The 17,920-nt window shown below is 31.5% G+C and carries 16 protein-coding genes; 8 read left to right on the top strand and 8 right to left on the bottom strand.

Features of this window, described 5'->3' with window-relative positions; all coding sequences use genetic code 11:
* From dnaK to H2279_RS04035, 8 genes are all read left to right on the top strand, one after another.
* Positions 1–1,869, top strand: a complete 1,869-nt coding sequence (gene dnaK / locus H2279_RS04070; protein ID WP_337195695.1) for a molecular chaperone DnaK — start codon at positions 1–3, stop codon at positions 1,867–1,869.
* 119 nt (positions 1,870–1,988) lie between these two features.
* Complete coding sequence (locus H2279_RS04065; protein WP_337195694.1) at positions 1,989–3,905, top strand: class I SAM-dependent DNA methyltransferase; 1,917 nt, start codon at positions 1,989–1,991, stop codon at positions 3,903–3,905.
* On the top strand, positions 3,902–5,140 hold the full coding sequence (locus H2279_RS04060; RefSeq protein ID WP_337195693.1) for a restriction endonuclease subunit S: 1,239 nt from the start codon (positions 3,902–3,904) through the stop codon (positions 5,138–5,140). The genes H2279_RS04065 and H2279_RS04060 overlap by 4 nt, the downstream gene beginning before the upstream one ends.
* 26 nt (positions 5,141–5,166) lie before the next feature.
* Complete coding sequence (locus H2279_RS04055; RefSeq protein WP_337195692.1) at positions 5,167–5,844, top strand: DUF4145 domain-containing protein; 678 nt, start codon at positions 5,167–5,169, stop codon at positions 5,842–5,844.
* A 15-nt stretch (positions 5,845–5,859) separates the two neighbouring features.
* Positions 5,860–6,111, top strand: a complete 252-nt coding sequence (locus tag H2279_RS04050) for a hypothetical protein (RefSeq protein ID WP_337195691.1) — start codon at positions 5,860–5,862, stop codon at positions 6,109–6,111.
* Complete coding sequence (locus H2279_RS04045; RefSeq protein ID WP_337195690.1) at positions 6,104–9,037, top strand: type I restriction endonuclease subunit R; 2,934 nt, start codon at positions 6,104–6,106, stop codon at positions 9,035–9,037. Before H2279_RS04050 ends, H2279_RS04045 begins: the two co-directional genes overlap by 8 nt.
* The gene (locus H2279_RS04040; protein ID WP_337195689.1) at positions 9,027–10,034 is read left to right on the top strand and encodes an MBL fold metallo-hydrolase; all 1,008 of its coding nucleotides are present in this window, start codon (positions 9,027–9,029) and stop codon (positions 10,032–10,034) included. The genes H2279_RS04045 and H2279_RS04040 overlap by 11 nt, the downstream gene beginning before the upstream one ends.
* A gap of 10 nt (positions 10,035–10,044) precedes the next feature.
* Entirely contained in the window at positions 10,045–10,398 is a 354-nt protein-coding gene (locus H2279_RS04035) for a cupin domain-containing protein (RefSeq protein WP_137624268.1), read from the top strand.
* Between the two features lie 36 nt (positions 10,399–10,434).
* Here H2279_RS04035 and H2279_RS04030 read toward each other — a convergent pair whose 3' ends face one another.
* From H2279_RS04030 to H2279_RS03995, 8 genes are all read right to left on the bottom strand, one after another.
* On the bottom strand, positions 10,435–11,604 hold the full coding sequence (locus H2279_RS04030) for a pyridoxal phosphate-dependent aminotransferase (RefSeq protein ID WP_337195688.1): 1,170 nt from the start codon (positions 11,602–11,604) through the stop codon (positions 10,435–10,437).
* A gap of 133 nt (positions 11,605–11,737) precedes the next feature.
* Positions 11,738–13,582, bottom strand: coding sequence for a biosynthetic arginine decarboxylase (gene speA, locus H2279_RS04025; protein ID WP_337195687.1), 1,845 nt, complete (start codon positions 13,580–13,582; stop codon positions 11,738–11,740).
* The gene (hisS, locus tag H2279_RS04020; protein ID WP_337195686.1) at positions 13,579–14,805 is read right to left on the bottom strand and encodes a histidine--tRNA ligase; all 1,227 of its coding nucleotides are present in this window, start codon (positions 14,803–14,805) and stop codon (positions 13,579–13,581) included. The genes speA and hisS overlap by 4 nt, the downstream gene beginning before the upstream one ends.
* Positions 14,802–15,380, bottom strand: coding sequence for a dTMP kinase (gene tmk / locus H2279_RS04015; protein WP_337195685.1), 579 nt, complete (start codon positions 15,378–15,380; stop codon positions 14,802–14,804). Before tmk ends, hisS begins: the two co-directional genes overlap by 4 nt.
* Positions 15,371–15,847, bottom strand: a complete 477-nt coding sequence (gene coaD, locus H2279_RS04010; protein ID WP_137624263.1) for a pantetheine-phosphate adenylyltransferase — start codon at positions 15,845–15,847, stop codon at positions 15,371–15,373. The genes tmk and coaD overlap by 10 nt, the downstream gene beginning before the upstream one ends.
* 62 nt (positions 15,848–15,909) lie before the next feature.
* A complete protein-coding gene (locus H2279_RS04005) occupies positions 15,910–16,467 on the bottom strand; it encodes a UbiX family flavin prenyltransferase (protein ID WP_137624262.1) in 558 nt (185 codons plus the stop codon).
* Entirely contained in the window at positions 16,464–17,126 is a 663-nt protein-coding gene (flgA, locus tag H2279_RS04000) for a flagellar basal body P-ring formation chaperone FlgA (protein ID WP_337195684.1), read from the bottom strand. The genes H2279_RS04005 and flgA overlap by 4 nt, the downstream gene beginning before the upstream one ends.
* Before the next feature lie 12 nt (positions 17,127–17,138).
* Positions 17,139–17,912 carry a MetQ/NlpA family ABC transporter substrate-binding protein gene (locus H2279_RS03995; protein WP_337195683.1) on the bottom strand — a complete coding sequence of 258 codons (774 nt, stop codon included), beginning with the start codon at positions 17,910–17,912 and terminating at the stop codon, positions 17,139–17,141.
* Positions 17,913–17,920 lie beyond the last annotated feature (8 nt).

The following is a 17,920-nucleotide window of genomic DNA, read 5'->3' as shown; positions in this document are numbered from 1 at the left end:
ATGAGTAAAGTTATAGGTATAGATTTAGGAACAACCAATTCTTGTGTTTCTGTTTATGAACGCGGAGAAAATAAAGTAATCCCAAACAAAGAAGGTAAAAACACAACTCCTTCAGTGGTTGCTTTTACAGATAAGGGGGAAATTTTAGTTGGAGATAGTGCAAAGCGTCAAGCTGTGACCAATCCTGAAAAAACTATATATTCTATAAAAAGAATTATGGGTTTGATGATCAATGAAGAAGCGGCCAAAGAAGCTAAAAGCAGACTTCCTTACCACATCACTGAAAGAAATGGAGCTTGTGCGATCGAGATCGCAGGAAAAATTTATACTCCACAAGAAATTTCAGCGAAAGTTTTGATGAAATTAAAAGAAGATGCGGAAGCTTTCTTGGGTGAAACTGTAGTGGATGCAGTTATCACTGTTCCTGCTTATTTTAATGACGCGCAAAGAAAGGCAACTAAAGAAGCTGGAACTATCGCAGGGCTTAACGTTTTAAGGATTATCAATGAGCCAACAGCTGCAGCTTTAGCGTATGGACTTGATAAAAAAGATAGCGAAAAAATCGTTGTTTATGATCTAGGTGGTGGTACATTTGACGTTACTGTGCTTGAAACAGGCGATAACGTAGTGGAAGTTTTATCAACCGGTGGTAATGCTTTCTTAGGTGGAGATGATTTTGATAATAAATTAATCGATTTTCTTGCAAGTGAATTTAAAAATGAAACAGGAATCGATCTTAAAAATGATGTAATGGCTTTACAACGTTTAAAAGAAGCAGCTGAAAATGCTAAAAAAGAACTCAGCTCAGCTAATGAAACTAATATCAACTTGCCATTTATCACAGCGGATGCAAGCGGCCCAAAACACTTAACAAAAACCATCACTAGAGCTAAATTTGAAAGTATGATTGAAGGTTTAGTAGCTGAAACCATCACTAAAATCAATGAAGTGGTTGATGATGCGGGGCTTAAAAAAGATGAAATTAAAGAAATCGTTATGGTAGGGGGATCTACTCGTGTTCCTTTAGTGCAAGAAGAAGTTAAAAAAGCTTTTGGAAAAGATCTTAACAAATCTGTAAATCCTGATGAAGTTGTGGCTATCGGTGCAGCGATCCAAGGTGCGGTTATAAAAGGTGATGTTAAAGACGTGCTTTTGCTTGATGTAACTCCACTTTCTTTAGGTATTGAAACTTTAGGCGGTGTGATGACTAAGATCATAGAAAAAGGCACAACTATCCCAACCAAAAAAGAACAAGTTTTCTCAACTGCAGAAGACAATCAAAGTGCCGTAACCATCAATGTTTTACAAGGTGAAAGAGAATTCAGCCGTGATAATAAATCTTTAGGAAATTTCAACCTTGAAGGAATTCCACCAGCACCACGTGGTATGCCACAAATTGAAGTAACTTTTGATATCGATGCAAATGGTATTTTAACCGTTTCTGCTAAAGATAAAGCAACAGGCAAAGCACAAGAAATCAAAATCACAGGTTCAAGCGGCTTGAGTGAAGAAGAAATCGATAAAATGGTAAAAGACGCAGAACTTCACAAAGAAGAAGACAAAAAACGCAAAGAAGCTGTAGATGCAAGAAATGCAGCTGATAGCTTAGCACATCAAGTTGAAAAATCTTTAAGCGAACTTGGAGAAAAAGTTCCAGAAGATGAAAAAGCAAATATTCAAAAAGCTTTAGATGAGTTAAGAGAGACTTTGAAAAATGAAAATTCAAGTAAAGAAGAAATTGAAAGCAAAATGAAAGCTTTAAGCGAAGTTTCTCACAAATTAGCTGAAAATATGTATAAAAAAGACGACGCACAAGCTAACGATAAAAAGAAAAAAGACGACGATGTTATCGACGCTGAAGTAGAATAATTCCTCCTTTTATCTTGATGCCAAGCTATTTTTAGCTTGGCTTTTAAAATTTAAATATTTTTTAAATAACTTTTAGCAAAATTTTTCTATAATTCTTTTTATTTTTAAGGAAAAATTTTATGGATACGGCTCGTTTTCAACCAATCATAAATTTTATATGGGGAGTGGCAGACGATCTGCTTCGTGATGTTTATGTTAAAGGAAAATATCGCGATATTATCTTGCCTATGACTGTTTTAAGAAGAGTAGATGCGGTTTTAGAACCTACAAAAGATAAGATTTTGGATCTTTACGAACAATTTAAAGATAAAATAGATAATCTTGATTTTTTAGGTAAGAGCAAAGGCAATGGCTTAGGCTTTTATAATTATTCTAAATTCACCTTACAAACTCTTTTAAACGATCCTAAAAATATAAGAGTAAATTTTGAAAATTACCTTGATGGTTTTAGTGAAAATATCCAAGATATCATTTCCAAATTTGAATTTAAAAATCAGCTAGATAGATTAGAAAATGCCAATATTCTTTTTGGTGTTATAGAAAGATTTTGCTCGCCTAAGATAAATTTATCTATAGCGCCTATATTAGATGCTCAAGGCAATGTTATCCAAGAAGGCTTAAGTAACCTTGGTATGGGATATGTTTTTGAAGAACTCATTCGTAGATTTAACGAAGAAAACAACGAAGAAGCAGGAGAGCACTTTACCCCAAGAGAAATTATAGATCTTATGACACATCTTGTATTTTTACCCGTAAAAGAACAAATCAACAAACCAGACAAGATTTTTCTCATCTATGACAATGCCTGCGGAAGTGGCGGAATGCTAACCGAATCAAAAGAATTCATCACAGATCCTCAAGGCCTCATACAATCTAAAGCAAAAATTTATCTCTATGGACAAGAGATCAACCCAGAAACTTACGCTATATGTAAAGCCGATATGCTGATAAAAGGCGAAGATCCTGACCATATCAAATACGGCTCAACCTTAAGCGATGATCAGCACAAAAAAACAAAATTTGATTTTATGCTGACCAATCCACCTTATGGAAAATCTTGGGAAAATGATCAAAAAATTCTAAGGGTTGAAAAGAAAGGCTCAAATTCAACTTGCGATGATCCTAGATTTAGTGTAGGTATCACAAGTAAAAGTGATGGGCAAATGATGTTTTTGCTAAATATGCTTAGCAAAATGAAATTTGATACTTCTATGGGTTCACGTATCGCTAGCGTGCATAATGGCAGCTCGCTTTTTAATTCCGATAGCGGTATGGTGGCTATTAGAAAACATATCATTGAAAATGATTATCTAGAGGCTATAGTCGCACTGCCTACAAATATGTTTTACAATACAGGAATTCCGACTTTTATTTGGATCCTTGCCAATAAAAAACCAAAACACAAAAGAGGTAAAATTCAGCTTATCAACGCAACAAGCCAAAAGTATTATTCTAAGATGAAAAAATCTCTAGGTTTAAAACAAAATGAGATGACAAAAGAACACTTAGAAAAAATCACCGAGTTATTTTTGGAAAACATCAGCAATGAAGACAGCAAAATTTTAGACAATATCGAATTCGGTTATACCAAAATCACCATAGAAAAGCCAAAAAGTATCGAAAATTTAGAGCTTGATGAAAGATTTGCAAAACTCAAAGATAAAGACAAAATTTTAGAAAAACTAAAAGAATTGGAAAAAAATCCTAAAGAATTTCAAAGTAAAGAAGAATTTATAAAATTTCTAGGCGTAAAACTCAAAAAAAGTGAAGAAAATTGTCTTATAGATAACGATAAAACCAACAATACAGAAAAAATTCCACTCAAGCAAGATATACGCGAGTATTATGAAAATGAAGTGAAACCTTATGTAAAAAATTCTTGGATCGCTTGGGAAAGTGCAAGCGTAGGGTATGAAATACTTTTTAACAAATATTTTTACACCTATACACCACCAAGAAGTTTGGACGAGATAGACAACGAACTAAGAGCCTTAGAAAAAGAAGTTCAGGAACTTTTAGGCGAGATCATGCAATGAAAAATTTCAAAAACAGCGGCATAGAATGGCTTGGCGAAATTCCAGAGCACTGGGAGGTGGTGAAAATAAAGCATATTTTTAATATTGGAAGAGGTCGTGTAATTTCTCAAGAAGAATTGGATGAAAATGGAAATTTTCCAGTTTATTCTTCTCAAACAACTAACAATGGAATATTAGGATATATAAAAACTTATGATTTTGATTGCGAACAAATAACTTGGACAACTGATGGTGTTAATGCAGGCACAATTTTTCTTAGAAATGGAAAATATAATTGCACAAATGTATGTGGAATATTAAAACCACGAAATAATGAAAATATGTCTTTTTTGACTTATGCTCTTCAAAATGTTACTCCTTATTATAAGCGTCCTGACACCAATGGAGCAAAAATTATGAATAATGAAATGGCCAATATACAAATAGTTTATCCACCATTAAAAGAGCAAGAGCAAATCGCAAATTTCTTAGATGAAAAATGCGAAAAAATAGCAAATTTCATAGAGAAAAAAGAAAAACTCCTCTCGCTTTTGCAAGAGCAAAAACAAGCCTTGATAAATGAAACCATTACCAAAGGGCTTGATAAAAATGTAAAATTCAAAAACAGCGGCATAGAATGGCTTGGCGAAATTCCAGAACATTGGGAAATGGTTAGACTTGGATTAATATTGAAAACAGGGAGCGGTACAACTCCAAATAGTAATAACGATAAATACTACAAAGAAGGAGAAATAGTTTGGATTAATTCTGGGGATTTAAATGACAGTTGTTTAAGAGATAGTAAAAGAAAAATAACTTCAGAAGCTCTTAATGATTACCCGATTTTAAAAATTTTTGATAAAAATTCTTTAATTATTGCAATGTATGGAGCAACTATTGGAAAAATAGCTATATTGAAAGTTAATGCTTGTGTTAATCAGGCTTGTTGTGTATTAGAAAAAAGCACTTGGTATGCAACTTCATATTTGTTTTATTGGTTTAAAGGGTGTAAAAAAGAACTCATTTCAATGGGTAGCGGAGGAGGGCAGCCAAATATTAGCCAAGATATAATAAAAAATCTTAAAATTCCTATATTACCATTAAAAGAGCAAGAGCAAATCGCAAATTTCTTAGATGAAAAATGCGAAAAAATCGACTCTCTTATAACAAAAATCAAAAAGCAAATCGAACTCATAAAAGAATACAAAACCACACTCATAAACGAAGCCGTCTGCGGCAGAATGGGAAAAAGCTAAATTAACTATAACTTGGAGGATAAATTATGAATAAATACACTAAGCCATATTTTAAAGGAAATGCTTTTAATTGTCCCCATTGTGGAGTATATGCAAGTATGGAATGGAGTAATTTTTCAGGAACAGGTGCTTTTGGTGCTATCAATATAAAACAAGTAGAAGGATATTCTTTTTTTGAATCGGCTTGTTGTAATTGTGAAAGGAGTATTATTTGGTATTTGGAGAATGAAAATCCGAAGATGTTTTTTCCAAAGGAAGTTGCTATTCCTCCTGAAGAAAATATGCCTGAAAATGTTAAAGAAATTTATGAAGAAGCATCTTTAATTTTACGTGATTCTCCTAGGGCTTCATGTGCTTTATTACGTTTAGCATTGCAAGAATTGATGAAATATCTTAAAGAAAATATTGAAATATACAATGGATTAAAAAATAGAAATATTGATGAAGATATTAAAGAAATTATCAATATTGGAAATTTTTATCAAGAGCAAAAAGAAACGCTTAAAGAAGCTATGGATTCTGTTAGATTGGTTGGAAATAAAGCTTCTCATCCTTCAGAATTAGATATTAATGATAATCCAGAAATTGCAAATATTCTTTTTGAAATGATTAATTTTATTGTAGAAGAAATTATTACAAAACCAAAAGAAATGAAAGAAAAATTAAATAAAATAAAAAGTGCTATCGATAAAAAAATAAATTAAGGAAAGATTTTAAATATGGAAAATAAACTATTAATTTATGATGAAGTTTTGCAACAAATAAAACAAACAAGTATTTATGATCTTAAAAAAGTAAGAGGGGAAATTTTTAATGCTTTGAAAGAACAGTTCAAATTAGAAAATGGAGATTGTAATATTGGGAGTAATGCCGATGGTTTTTTAAAGTCGACATTATGTAAGTACATTACAGAAAATACTAAAATTTATAAAGAATTAGAAAATATTATTTTTGGGAACAACAATGACTAATTACCAAGAAAAAGATTTTGAAGAATTTATAGAATCATACCTGATAAACCAAAATGGCTATATAAAAAGAAGCTCTCAAGATTATGATAAAAATTTAAGTCTTGATGTAGAGCTTTTTGAAAAATTTTTACAAGCTACGCAAAATAAAGCATTAGAAGAGCTTAAAAAGCGTTTGGGTGAAGACTATAAAAAAGAAATTTATAAGCGTGTTTCTTCACAAATTCAAAATAAAGGCATGCTTAAAGCTTTGCAAACTTATGTAGAGATCAAAGGGGTAAAAATCCATCTAGCCTTTTCAAAGCCAAATACCGATGCAAATGAGCAAAGTTTGTATAATTATACGCAAAATATTTTTTCGGTTGTTCGTCAGTTGTATTATAGCAATTACAATAAAAACTCACTTGATATGGTGATATTTTTAAACGGCCTACCCATCATCACCTTAGAACTTAAAAATTACCTTACCGGACAAAATGTATATGATGCTATCAATCAATACAAAAAAGATAGGGATCCAAAAGAGCCTATATTTAGTCATTCTATCATACATTTTGCCTTAGATAGTGATCTTTGTTATATGAGTACTAAGCTACAAAAAAATGCTACGAAATTTTTACCTTTCAATCGCGGATTAAATAATTCAAGCGGTAAAATAGGACTGCCAAGCGGAGCTGGTAACCCACCAAGCGAGGGGATGAAAACGGCATATTTATGGGAAGAGATCTTTAAAAAAGATACTTTAATGGATTTGTTTTTTAATTTTGTGCAAATTTTAAAAGATAAAGATACAGTAATATTTCCTCGATATCATCAATTTGATCTTGTTAAAAAACTGCTTAAAGATCTTAAAGAAAATGGAGTAGGAAAACGCTACTTGATCCAACACAGTGCAGGAAGTGGAAAGAGTAATTCTATAGCTTGGCTTGCACACAATCTTGTAAGCTTGCATAGAATGCAAAATGAGAAATTAAAAAATGTTTTTGATACTACCATAGTAGTAACCGATAGAAAGATTCTTGATCGACAAATTCAAGACACGATCAAAGCTTTTGAAAATAAAGAAGGTGTGGTAGAGGCGATCACGCAAGGAAGCAAACAGCTTAAAAATGCTTTAGAAGAGGGTAAAAAGATCATCATCACTACTATTCAAAAATTTCCATATATCTTAGATGAAGTCAAAGATTTTAAAGATAAAAATTTTGCCATTATCATCGATGAAGCACATTCTAGCCAAGGTGGAAAAAATACAGAAAAAATGTCAGAGGTTATCAGAAGCAAAAGTGCTGAAGAAAATGAGAATTTAGAAGATGAGATTATCGAGCTTATCAAAAGTAAAAAATTTCAACCTAACGCATCGTATTTTGCATTTACAGCGACACCAAAATCGACAACTTTAGAAATGTTTGGAAATGCTTGTATGGTTGATGGCGTTAAGCAATTTATCCCTTTTCATCTTTATCCTATGAAGCAAGCTATAGAAGAGAAGTTTATACTTGATGTGCTTAAAGGATACACCACTTATAAAAGTTACTATAAAATCGTATCAAATACAAATGAAAATCCAAAATACGATAAAAAACGAGCCAACGCAAAATTAAAAGCCTATGTGCAAGGCAATATCGAAGCCATAGAAGAAAAGTCAAAAATCATGATCGAGCATTTCTTTCAAAATAGCTTTAAAAAGATCGCAGCAAAAGCAAAGGCTATGGTTGTTACTAGCTCAAGAGAAAATGCTGTGAAGTATTATTTGACTTTTAAAAGGTATTTAAGCCAATATTATCCTCAATTTAAAGCCATAGTGGCTTTTTCTGGGGATTTAAATTTTGAAGGTGAAACTTATAGTGAAAGTTCTTTAAATGGTTTTTCAGAATCTATTTTAAAAGAAGAATTTAAAAAAGATGAGTATCGTTTTTTGATCGTTGCGCAAAAGTATCAAACCGGATTTGATGAACCGCTTTTGCATACAATGTATGTTGATAAAGCCTTAAGTGGAATCAGTGCCGTTCAAACCTTATCAAGACTTAATAGAATTTGCCAAAATAAATTCGATACTTTCGTTTTAGATTTTGTCAATACTCATGAAGATATAGAAAAATCTTTTAGTGTTTTTTATGAACAAACTTATTTATTTAAAGATATAGATAGTGAGGATAAAATTTACGATCTTAAAGCAGAGCTTAATAGCTATGAAATTTATACTCAAATAGAAATTGACGATTTTGCTAGTGCTATTTTAAGACGAGAAAGAGAAAATATCATCCATGCTAAATTAGATCAAATGATAATGCGTTTTAACGCAAAAGATGAAGAAGTAAAAATAGATTTTTACAATAAAGCAAAAAAATACATCAATGCCTATTCTTTTCTTGCACAAATTTTGCCTTATGAGGATAGTGAATTAGAAAAACTCAATATCTTGCTTAAAAAACTTATTTCTAAGATCATCTTGCCAAAAGCACAAGCTATGGGTGAAATTTTAGATAATGTGAGCTTAGAGGCTTATCGTATAGAGCTTGAAGCAACTAAAGATATCGTTTTAAAAGGCAATGGAGAGCTAAAGCCTAACACCCTTGATACTTCCAATAAACCCCAAAGTCAATTAGAAGAACTTCTTAATATCATAAAAGAATTCAATACCAAGCAAGGCGGTATAAATTTTGAAGAAGAAAATGAAAGAGCGGAAATTCTTTATAATATCAAAAATGAAATTATAGAAAATGAAGAAGATCGCAATTCTTTAAAATCTGCAGATATTCAAAATGCTCATGTTAGATTTAAAGAAATTTTTAATGATAAATTTCAGGAAGTCTTGTTTTTAAATTCGGTTTTTTTCAATGAAATTAACAATAACTCCAATTTCAAAGACAAGATTATAAATAAAATGTTTAATATGATCCGCGAAGAAATCAAAGAACATGTATCATAAATTTGATCTTTGTGATGGCAAAGAAAAACTCAAAGCTAAAAGAGTACAAGGCAAATACGAAATATTTCTCAATGAAAATGAAGAAAGTTATAAGAATTTCAAAGTTCCTTTTAAAGAGGTTTTAAAGTATTACTACCTTTACCCTAAAAATGCCATTGCCCCTTTTAAACTTCCTTTTTATAAGCCTAACTTAAGCGATTTTGATACTCCGCATATTACTTGGCTGGGGCATTCTTCGCTTTTTGTGAGTTTTAAAAAATATAAAATCTTAATCGATCCGATTTTCAATACTCACGCTTCGCCTTTTTCTTTTATTAATCGTGCTTTTAAAAATGCTCCTGTTTATAGTGCGGATGATTTTGGCGACATTTTTGCAGTGATCATCACGCATTCTCATTTTGATCATTTGGACGCAAAAAGCGTAAAAGCTTTAAAGCATAGAGCGAAATTTTTCATCACGCCTTTAAAAGTGGGAAATTATCTTAAAAGTTATGGAGTGAGTGAAAAAAAGATCATAGAGCTTGATTGGTGGGATGGGATAGAATTTGATGATTTAAACATCATTGCAACGCCTTCACAGCATAGCTCTAGCCGTGGAGATGGTAAAAATAAAACCCTTTGGGCGTCTTTTGTGATGGAATTTAAAAGCGTGGGTAAAAAGGTATTTTTTAGCGGCGATGGTGGGTATTTTACGCATTTTAAAAAAATCGGAGAATATTTTAAAGAATTTGATCTTGTTTGCCTTGAAAGCGGTCAATTTAACAAAGCTTGGCCTTTTTCGCATTCTTTTCCGGATCAAATTTTGCAAGAAGCAAAAGATCTCAATGCAAAGGCTTTGATGCCTATACATTGGGGAAGATTTTTAGCGGGAACTCATGCTTGGAATGAGGTTGTAGAATTTTTGTATAAAAATCTCGATATCGCCTTCATAACGCCTAAAATGGGAGAGGGCTATAAAATAGGCGATGAATTCAAGCAGGATTTTTGGTGGAGATAAAGGAGAAATGATGAAAATAACTCAATGGAATACGACAAATTTTCTTTCAAAGGAAGTTAAAATCAATGTTTTAATCGATGATGAAAGAAGTAAAGAAATACAAATTTTACTCGCTAAAGATAGCATTATGAAAGAACATAAAGCTCCATTTGCAATACATGTTCAAGTTTTAAGCGGCAAAATTTGGTTTGAAGTTCAAGGGCAAAAGTTGGAATTAAATACCTTAGATATGATCAGTTTAGAGGCTAATATCCCTCATTCTTTAGGCGGATTGGAAGATTCTATAATAAGACTTAGTTTGAGTAAATCAGATAATATCCAAAGGATAAATGCTATTCTTAAAAAACCTAAAGTGCAAATTTAACAAAATAAATTTTTATTAAATTTGCAATGAATTTAATCAATTGTAATTTTTTATAAATTTAGCGATTCTTTCTAGGCCTTTTTTGATCAAATCTTCACTCGTAGCATAAGAAATTCTAAAATATCCATCCATACCAAAACCAACCCCTGGAACGACGGCTACTTTTTCTTCTTCGAGTAATTTTTTGCAAAATTTCATAGAATCTTTTTCGATTTTTTGGATATTGATAAAAAGATAAAAAGCACCTTCAGGCTTATAAAAACTGATATTTGGAATTTTTTCTAAGATCTCTAAGGCTACGTTGCGACGTTTTTCAAAGGCTTGACGCATGGTTTCTATATCTTGATCGCATTCTCCAGTAAGTGCAGGAATGGCGGCGTATTGTATAACCGAGCAAATATTTGAAGTACTTTGCCCTTGCAATCTTTTAACAGCAGAAATTAATTCTTTATTTTTGCTAGCCATGTAACCAAATCTCCAGCCAGGCATAGCACCGCATTTACTAAGCCCATTAATCGTTACAGTGCGTTTTAAGGTGTCTTCATTTAAACTTGCAAATGCTGTAATTTCGGTATTATCATAAGAAAGTTTTTCATAAATTTCATCACTTAAAACCATGATATTTGTATTTTTTAGAATTTCAGCGATCTCTAAAAGTTCTTTTTTGCTATAAATTGAACCTATGGGATTTGATGGAGAATTTAGCATTAAAACTTTTGTTTTTGGAGTGATGGCTTTTTGAAGTTGTTCAGCGGTGATTTTAAAGCCATTTTTCTCCAAACCCTCTATAAATACGGGTTTTCCTTCTGCAAATTTAACCATCTCCGGATAACTAACCCAATAAGGCGTAGGAATGATAACTTCATCATCTTTTTCAACTAAACATTCTATGCATTGAAAAAGGGAATGTTTAGCACCGACATTAACAACAATTTCACTTGTTTCATAGTCTAAAGCATTGTCTTTTTTTAATTTAGTTTGAACAGCTTTTAAAACTTCTTTAATGCCAGGAACTGCCGTATATTTTCCACAACCTTTTTCAATAGCAGCAATAGCAGCATTCTTTATAGCTTTAGGGGTATCAAAATCAGGCTCTCCGGCTGAAAAACTGATGATATCTTCGCCTTTAGCTTTTAGTTCGTTTGCAAGAGAAGCTATGGCTAGAGTGATTGACTCTTCTAAAACTTGCGATCTTTTAGTTAGCATATATTTTTCCTTTTTTTTGTTTTTTATTTTATTCTATCTAAAAAATGTATGGTTTAAGACAAGAAGATAAAAAAATAAACAAAAAAAATAAAAAGCGTGAAAAATGGTAATACTTGGAAAAGAAAATTAAAATTTAATCCTCTTTTCCATCGATGCTTTTTAAATAGCCATTATCATTTAAAAATAAGTAAAGTTCTCCTAGAATATGCTTTTTTTGCTTTTCATTGACTAATTTTGAATTACTAATTCTTTCGTTGAGTATATCCATAATTTCATGGATATCATAATCAAGATCTTCAAGCGTATCAAGTATGGATTGAGCTTCGATAATCCCTTCGATTTCATAGCCTTTTTCATTAATGCTAATAATTGCTTCAGTAGGATGGGTAAAAAGATTGTGTTTCATTCCAAGCACTTCTTGATAAGCTCCTACAAGAAAAAAGCCTAAGAAATAATTTTCCTTTTCTACATCAATATCATGTAAAAATAAAGGTTTGTCTTTAGAGTATGAAATTTCCCCATCACTATCGCAAGTGATATCCCATATACTCGCACTTCTTGTTGGCTCTTTATCCAAATGATCAAGAGGCATGATAGGAAAATTTTGTTCTAATCCCCAAAAATCAGGTAAACTTTGAAAAAGTGAAAAATTCACCAAATATCTTTCTTGAACTTCATCTTGTATAGCAAATAAATCAGCAGGATTTTGCTTATCTCCTAAAAGTAAAATAGCTTTTTTAATGATTAGATGTGTTAAAATTTCAGCGTTGGATCTGTCTTGCAAATCCACATATCCTAAATCAAAAAGCGTTAAAATACTTTCTAAATGATCAATACTATCGTGCAAATATTCCAAAGCATTTGAAGGCTTAATGCTTTTGAAAAGATCGTATAATTCATCAATAAGCTTTGGATTTTTTTCTTTGAGTAAAAGTTTATCTTCAGAATACTCTTGAGAGAAAAGTTCTAAAACAGGAGCGATTAAAACAGCGTGATTTGCTGCGATAAAACGACCACTTTCTATAAAGATATCAGGTTCTAAATCGCTTTTTTGTTCTGCGATATTTTTAAGGATAAATACAACATCATTTGCATATTCTCTAAGTGTATAGTTTCTACTATTTTCATTTTTAAATTGAGAATACTCAACAGCCAAACCACCGCCAAGATTGATTGACTTTAAGTTTTTTGCCCCCATTTTTCTAAGCTCAGTATAGATATTTCCAACTTCGTTTAAGGCTTTTTTTAAAGGATGAATTTCAGTAATTTGAGAACCTAGGTGAAAATGTATCATGGTAAATTGATCTAGCAATTTATTTTTCTTAAGTAAATTAACAGCTTCTATAAGCTCGGTTGAAGTGAGTCCAAATTTGGAATTTATACCTCCGCTTTTCGCCCAAATTCCAACACCAGCAGAATGCAAACGCACTCTTAAGCCTATATTTGGCTTAGGCTTAAAGCGTTCTTTAGCTATATCAATGATCGCTTCAAGTTCATTAAGTCCTTCTATGGTTAAAGTGATATTGTGTCCCATTTCTGCTGCGATAAAACCTATATTGATAAGTTCTCTATCTTTAAAGCCATTTACGGTTATTGGAGCATCTTCATTGTTAAAGGCCATAGCTAAAAGAAGTTCAGCTTTGCTACCAGCTTCGAGTCCGTAATTGTATTTTTTTCCAAGTCTGACAAGATTTTTAACAAAACCAGGGTATTGATTGACTTTTAAAGGATAAACCGCGTTAAATTTGCCCTTGTAATTAAATTCCTTACGAGCTTTATTGAAACTTCCATAAATACTTTCGATTTGTTTTTGGATTAAATGCGGAAATCTTAAAAGCAAAGGTCCTTTATAACCATCATTTCTTAAATCTTTTACGATATCAATAATAGCGGGCTTTTTTTCATGATTGATACAAACTTTACCATTTTTAATAATAAAATTTTCATTCCCCCAAATATTAATCCCATAATCCATCATAAAAACTGCTCCAAATCTGAAATTTTAATGGTTTTTTCATCTTTATTTTCTAAATTTTTATAAAACAAGCTTTCATTTTTAAATTCATTTTCACCCATGCAAAGAAAAATTTTAACTCCAGCTTTATTGGCATTTTCTAAGTGTTTTGCGAGTTTTTTTGCATCATAGCTTAAAAGAACTTTGTAGTTTTTTCTAAGTTTAGTTGCGATTTTAAAAATTTTTGAAATATAAATTTCATCCAAAGAACAAAGATAAATTCCTTCTCTTTGTAATTTTTCTTCCTTTTGTTCTAAAATAGCCATAATTCTTTCTATACCCATGGCAAAACCTATGCCAAAACCGCTTTTTCCTCCTAAATATTCTATAAGTCTATCGTATCTTCCTCCGCCAGCAATGGCTGATTGTGCGCCGATTTCATCGCTTATAAATTCAAAAGCTGTTTTAGAATAATAATCCAAGCCTCTAACAAGCTTAGAATCTAAAGTGAAATCAATTCCATTTTCTTTTAAAATGCTTTGCAAATGATTAAAATCATCTAAACAGCATTGACATAAATTTTTTTCTAAAAGTGGAGCTTGATGAAGTAAATTTTGACATTGTTCATTTTTACAATCTAAAACGCGTATAGGATTTAAGCTTTTGCGTCTTTTGCAATCTTCACAAAATCCTTCTTGATTATCAAGATAATGAATAAGTTTTTCTCGGTAAGGTGGAAGGCATTTTGAGCAGCCTAAAGAATTAATAATGAGCTTAAATTTAATATCAAGGCGTGAAAAAATTTCAGCTAACATTAAAATAATACTCGCATCTTCATAAACACTGCTTATACCAAAACTTTCTACACCAAATTGATGAAATTCTCTTAAGCGTCCCTTTTGCGGCCTTTCATAGCGAAACATAGAACCATGATAAAACCAACGTTTAATGCTTATGTTTTTATCAAATTTCTTCTCGATATACGCACGAACTGCTCCAGCAGTCCCTTCAGGACGCATGCAAACTTCATTACCCCCCTTGTCTATAAATTCATACATTTCTTTGCCCACTATATCAGAACTTTCACCCACACTTCTTTTAAAAAGGATGCTTTGCTCTAAATGTGGCGTATTGATAAATTCAAAACCGTAATTATTGGCAACATCTTCGCAAACTTCAATAATTTTTTTATAGTATTTAGCACTTTGATCGGTTAGATCTTTCATTCCTTTAAGAGCATTAATCATTGCAAAAATTCCTTTATTTTGGTGTGTAATTCTTCTATACTTTTGTTTGCATCAAGCTTTAAAATTTCTATTTGAATTTTATTTTTTAAGAAGAATAAAATATTTTCTAGCTTATTTTGGACATTTAAAAAGTATTCTATCCCACGTTGTTCTATAGCATCTTGTTTTTTTTCTCCTAAGCGTTGCTTGATTAGTTTTTCATCCGCTTTTAAAAATATGATTTTTTGTGGAAAAAAATGATCAAGCGCAAAAGAATTAAGAGAAAAAAGCAATTCATTATCAAAATCAACCGCATAAGCCATGCCCGATATAAAACTTCTATCACTGATGATAAGTTTATCTTTATTTGGATGGATAACTTCTTCGTAATGTTGTGCGCGATCAGCTAAAAAAAGTAAAACTTCAGCTCTTTTTTTAAGATTTAAATTTTGATAAAGCAAGATATCTCTTAAAGATTTTCCTAAATCAGTTCCACCTGGTTCTAAGGTAAAAATAGCTTCTTTATAAATTTCTTTTAAGAGTGAAATTTGCGTACTTTTGCCAACGCAATCAATCCCTTCAAATGCTACATACAAGTTTTATCCTTTAAAAATGGCAAAATTTCCTTTGGAACTAAAGAGCTTACATCGCCTCCATGCGTGACTATAGAACGCACTATAGAGCTTGAAATAAAAGCATGTTTTAAGCTTGGCATTAAATAAATCGTTTCTATCTCATCCCAAAGAGCATGATTTGCGTATCCAATTTGTAATTCATATTCAAAATCACTCACAGCCCTAAGTCCGCGTATGATGGTATTGATCTTAAATTCTTTAGCTAAATCTACAAGCAAATTATCAAAGGTGATGATCTCTACATTTGAAATATCTTTTATTGCAAGTTCTGCTAATTTTTTACGCTTTTCTAAACTATAATAAGGTTTTTTATGATCGCTCTTTGCAATAGCTATAATGATTTTATCAAAGATTTTAAGAGCGCGTCTTACTACATCTAAATGTCCATTTGTAATAGGATCAAAAGTTCCAGGATATAAACAGGTCATTACAACTCCAAAAATTCAAAATATAATGAATTTAGCCTTAAAAAATAGTAAAAATTCTTAGCTTATTTCCATCTTTGATATAGCTTGTGAGAAATTTCTAATAAATCAAGCCATTTGCCGATGATAAAATTTTCCATCTCTTTTAAGTTTTTAGCCTTTGAATAGCTTGCAATAACAGGCGGAGCTATAATAACACCCATTTGACTTAATTTTGCCATGTGTTCTAGATTGATGGTAGAAAAAGGCATCTCTCTAACGCCTAAAATGAGTTTTTTTCTTTCTTTAAGTGCTACAGCAGCACAGCGAGTTAAGAGAGTGTCTGCTAAACCTGCATGAATTTTTGCCAAAGTGGAAATAGAGCAGGGCGCAATGATCGTTTTTTCTATCCCAAAAGAACCACTAGCGACACCAGCACTTAGATCGCTATCTGATAAAAAATAGGTATTTTTAAATTTTTCATCGCATATTTTTTTTAAATCTTTTTTGCTTTCAGCATGAAAGCTTAATTTTGCTCCTTCGCTAATAATACAATAAAGTTCGCATTTTTTTTCTAAATTTTCTAGCAAACTCAAGCCCAATGAAACACTGCTTGATCCTGAAATTCCTAATAAAATTTTCATTGGATAATCATCCTATTTTTTCCTATGACTATACCTTGCATCACTTTACCTTCTTTATTTTTTGCACGAATTCTTTCTCCTATGTTGGCACTTTGTAAGGCTGTAAGTTCTATGGAAACATCTATATTTCCATCTCTTAGTATTCCTATTATAGGATCATTTCTGCGGATTAATGCGAGGGTTTTAAACATATTTTCTTTTAAAATAGTATTTTTATTGATATTGTTTTTAGCGATGAGATTATTTGTATCTTCAACATCTAAAGCATTAGGCGGTACTTTATCAAAATCAAGCAAAACACTTCTATAATCAAGCGGACTTAATTTTTGTCCTCTTTTTATAGCTCTTTCGCTTTTTAAAACTTGTAAATTTCCTTGGACAAAATAGCGAAAAAATAAATTTTTTTGCAAATTTTGCGGAGTATTAAATTCTGCTCTTAAAAAGCCTTGAGATTGTTCAAAACGTCCATTAGCTATTCTTAAAAATTGATATTGATTAAAATCTTTAGGCAAAGAAGTGCTTCTTAAGTCAATTTGAGTGATGATGATTTTTGGAAAATTATTGGTGATTTCTTTAGCAAGGGCGAGTTTGATTTCTTCCAAATTCGCTCCTTTGCTTAGACTAATAAAAACTATAAGTATAAAAAATAGATTTTTCATCATATATTTTTATTAAAAAGTAGGTAAAACAGATCCATTATATTTGTTTAAAATAAACTGTTTTACTTTATCGCTTTGCAAAGCTTTAATCAAAGCTTTTATTTTAGGATCGTTTTCATGTCCAGCTTTAACAACTAAAATATTTGCATAGGGGCTGTTTTTATCTTCCATAAATATACTATCCTTAATAGGATTTAAATTAGCCGATAAAGCGTAATTAGAATTAATAACAGCAAAATCTACATCCCCTAAAGATCTTGGCAATTGTGCTGCTTTAAGTTCGATAAATTTTATTTTTTTTGGATTTTCTATAATGTCAAGTGGAGTTTTTAAGCCATTGTTTTTAAATTTTAAAGAGCATTTCTGTGCAATGATATCTAAGGCTCTGCTTTCATTTGTAGGATCATTAGGTATAGCGATACTTGATCCTTCTTTGATATTGTCTAAACTTTTATATTTTTTAGAATAAACAGCCATAGGTTCAAGATGGATGCTAGCTACCTTGACAAGATTAGTGCCTTTATTTTTGTTAAATTCTTCCAAATAAGGCGTGTGTTGAAAAAAATTCGCATCAACTTCACCACTATCTACAGCTAAATTAGGCAAAATATAGTCTGTGAATTCTTTAATGACGAGTTTATAACCTTCTTTTTCAAGATCGGGCTTGATTTGTTCTAGTATTTCAGCTTGAGGTACCGGTGTAGCAGCAACGCTGATAGTTTCTAGGGCATTGAGATTTAAAAACAAACCTAGCAAACTTGATATCAATAAAATTCTAATTTTCATTATTTTTT

The organism is Campylobacter sp. B0100352/1 (assembly GCF_020135855.1).
Taxonomy (GTDB): domain Bacteria; phylum Campylobacterota; class Campylobacteria; order Campylobacterales; family Campylobacteraceae; genus Campylobacter_D; species Campylobacter_D taeniopygiae.
This window is presented reverse-complemented; position numbering and strand designations above follow the sequence as displayed.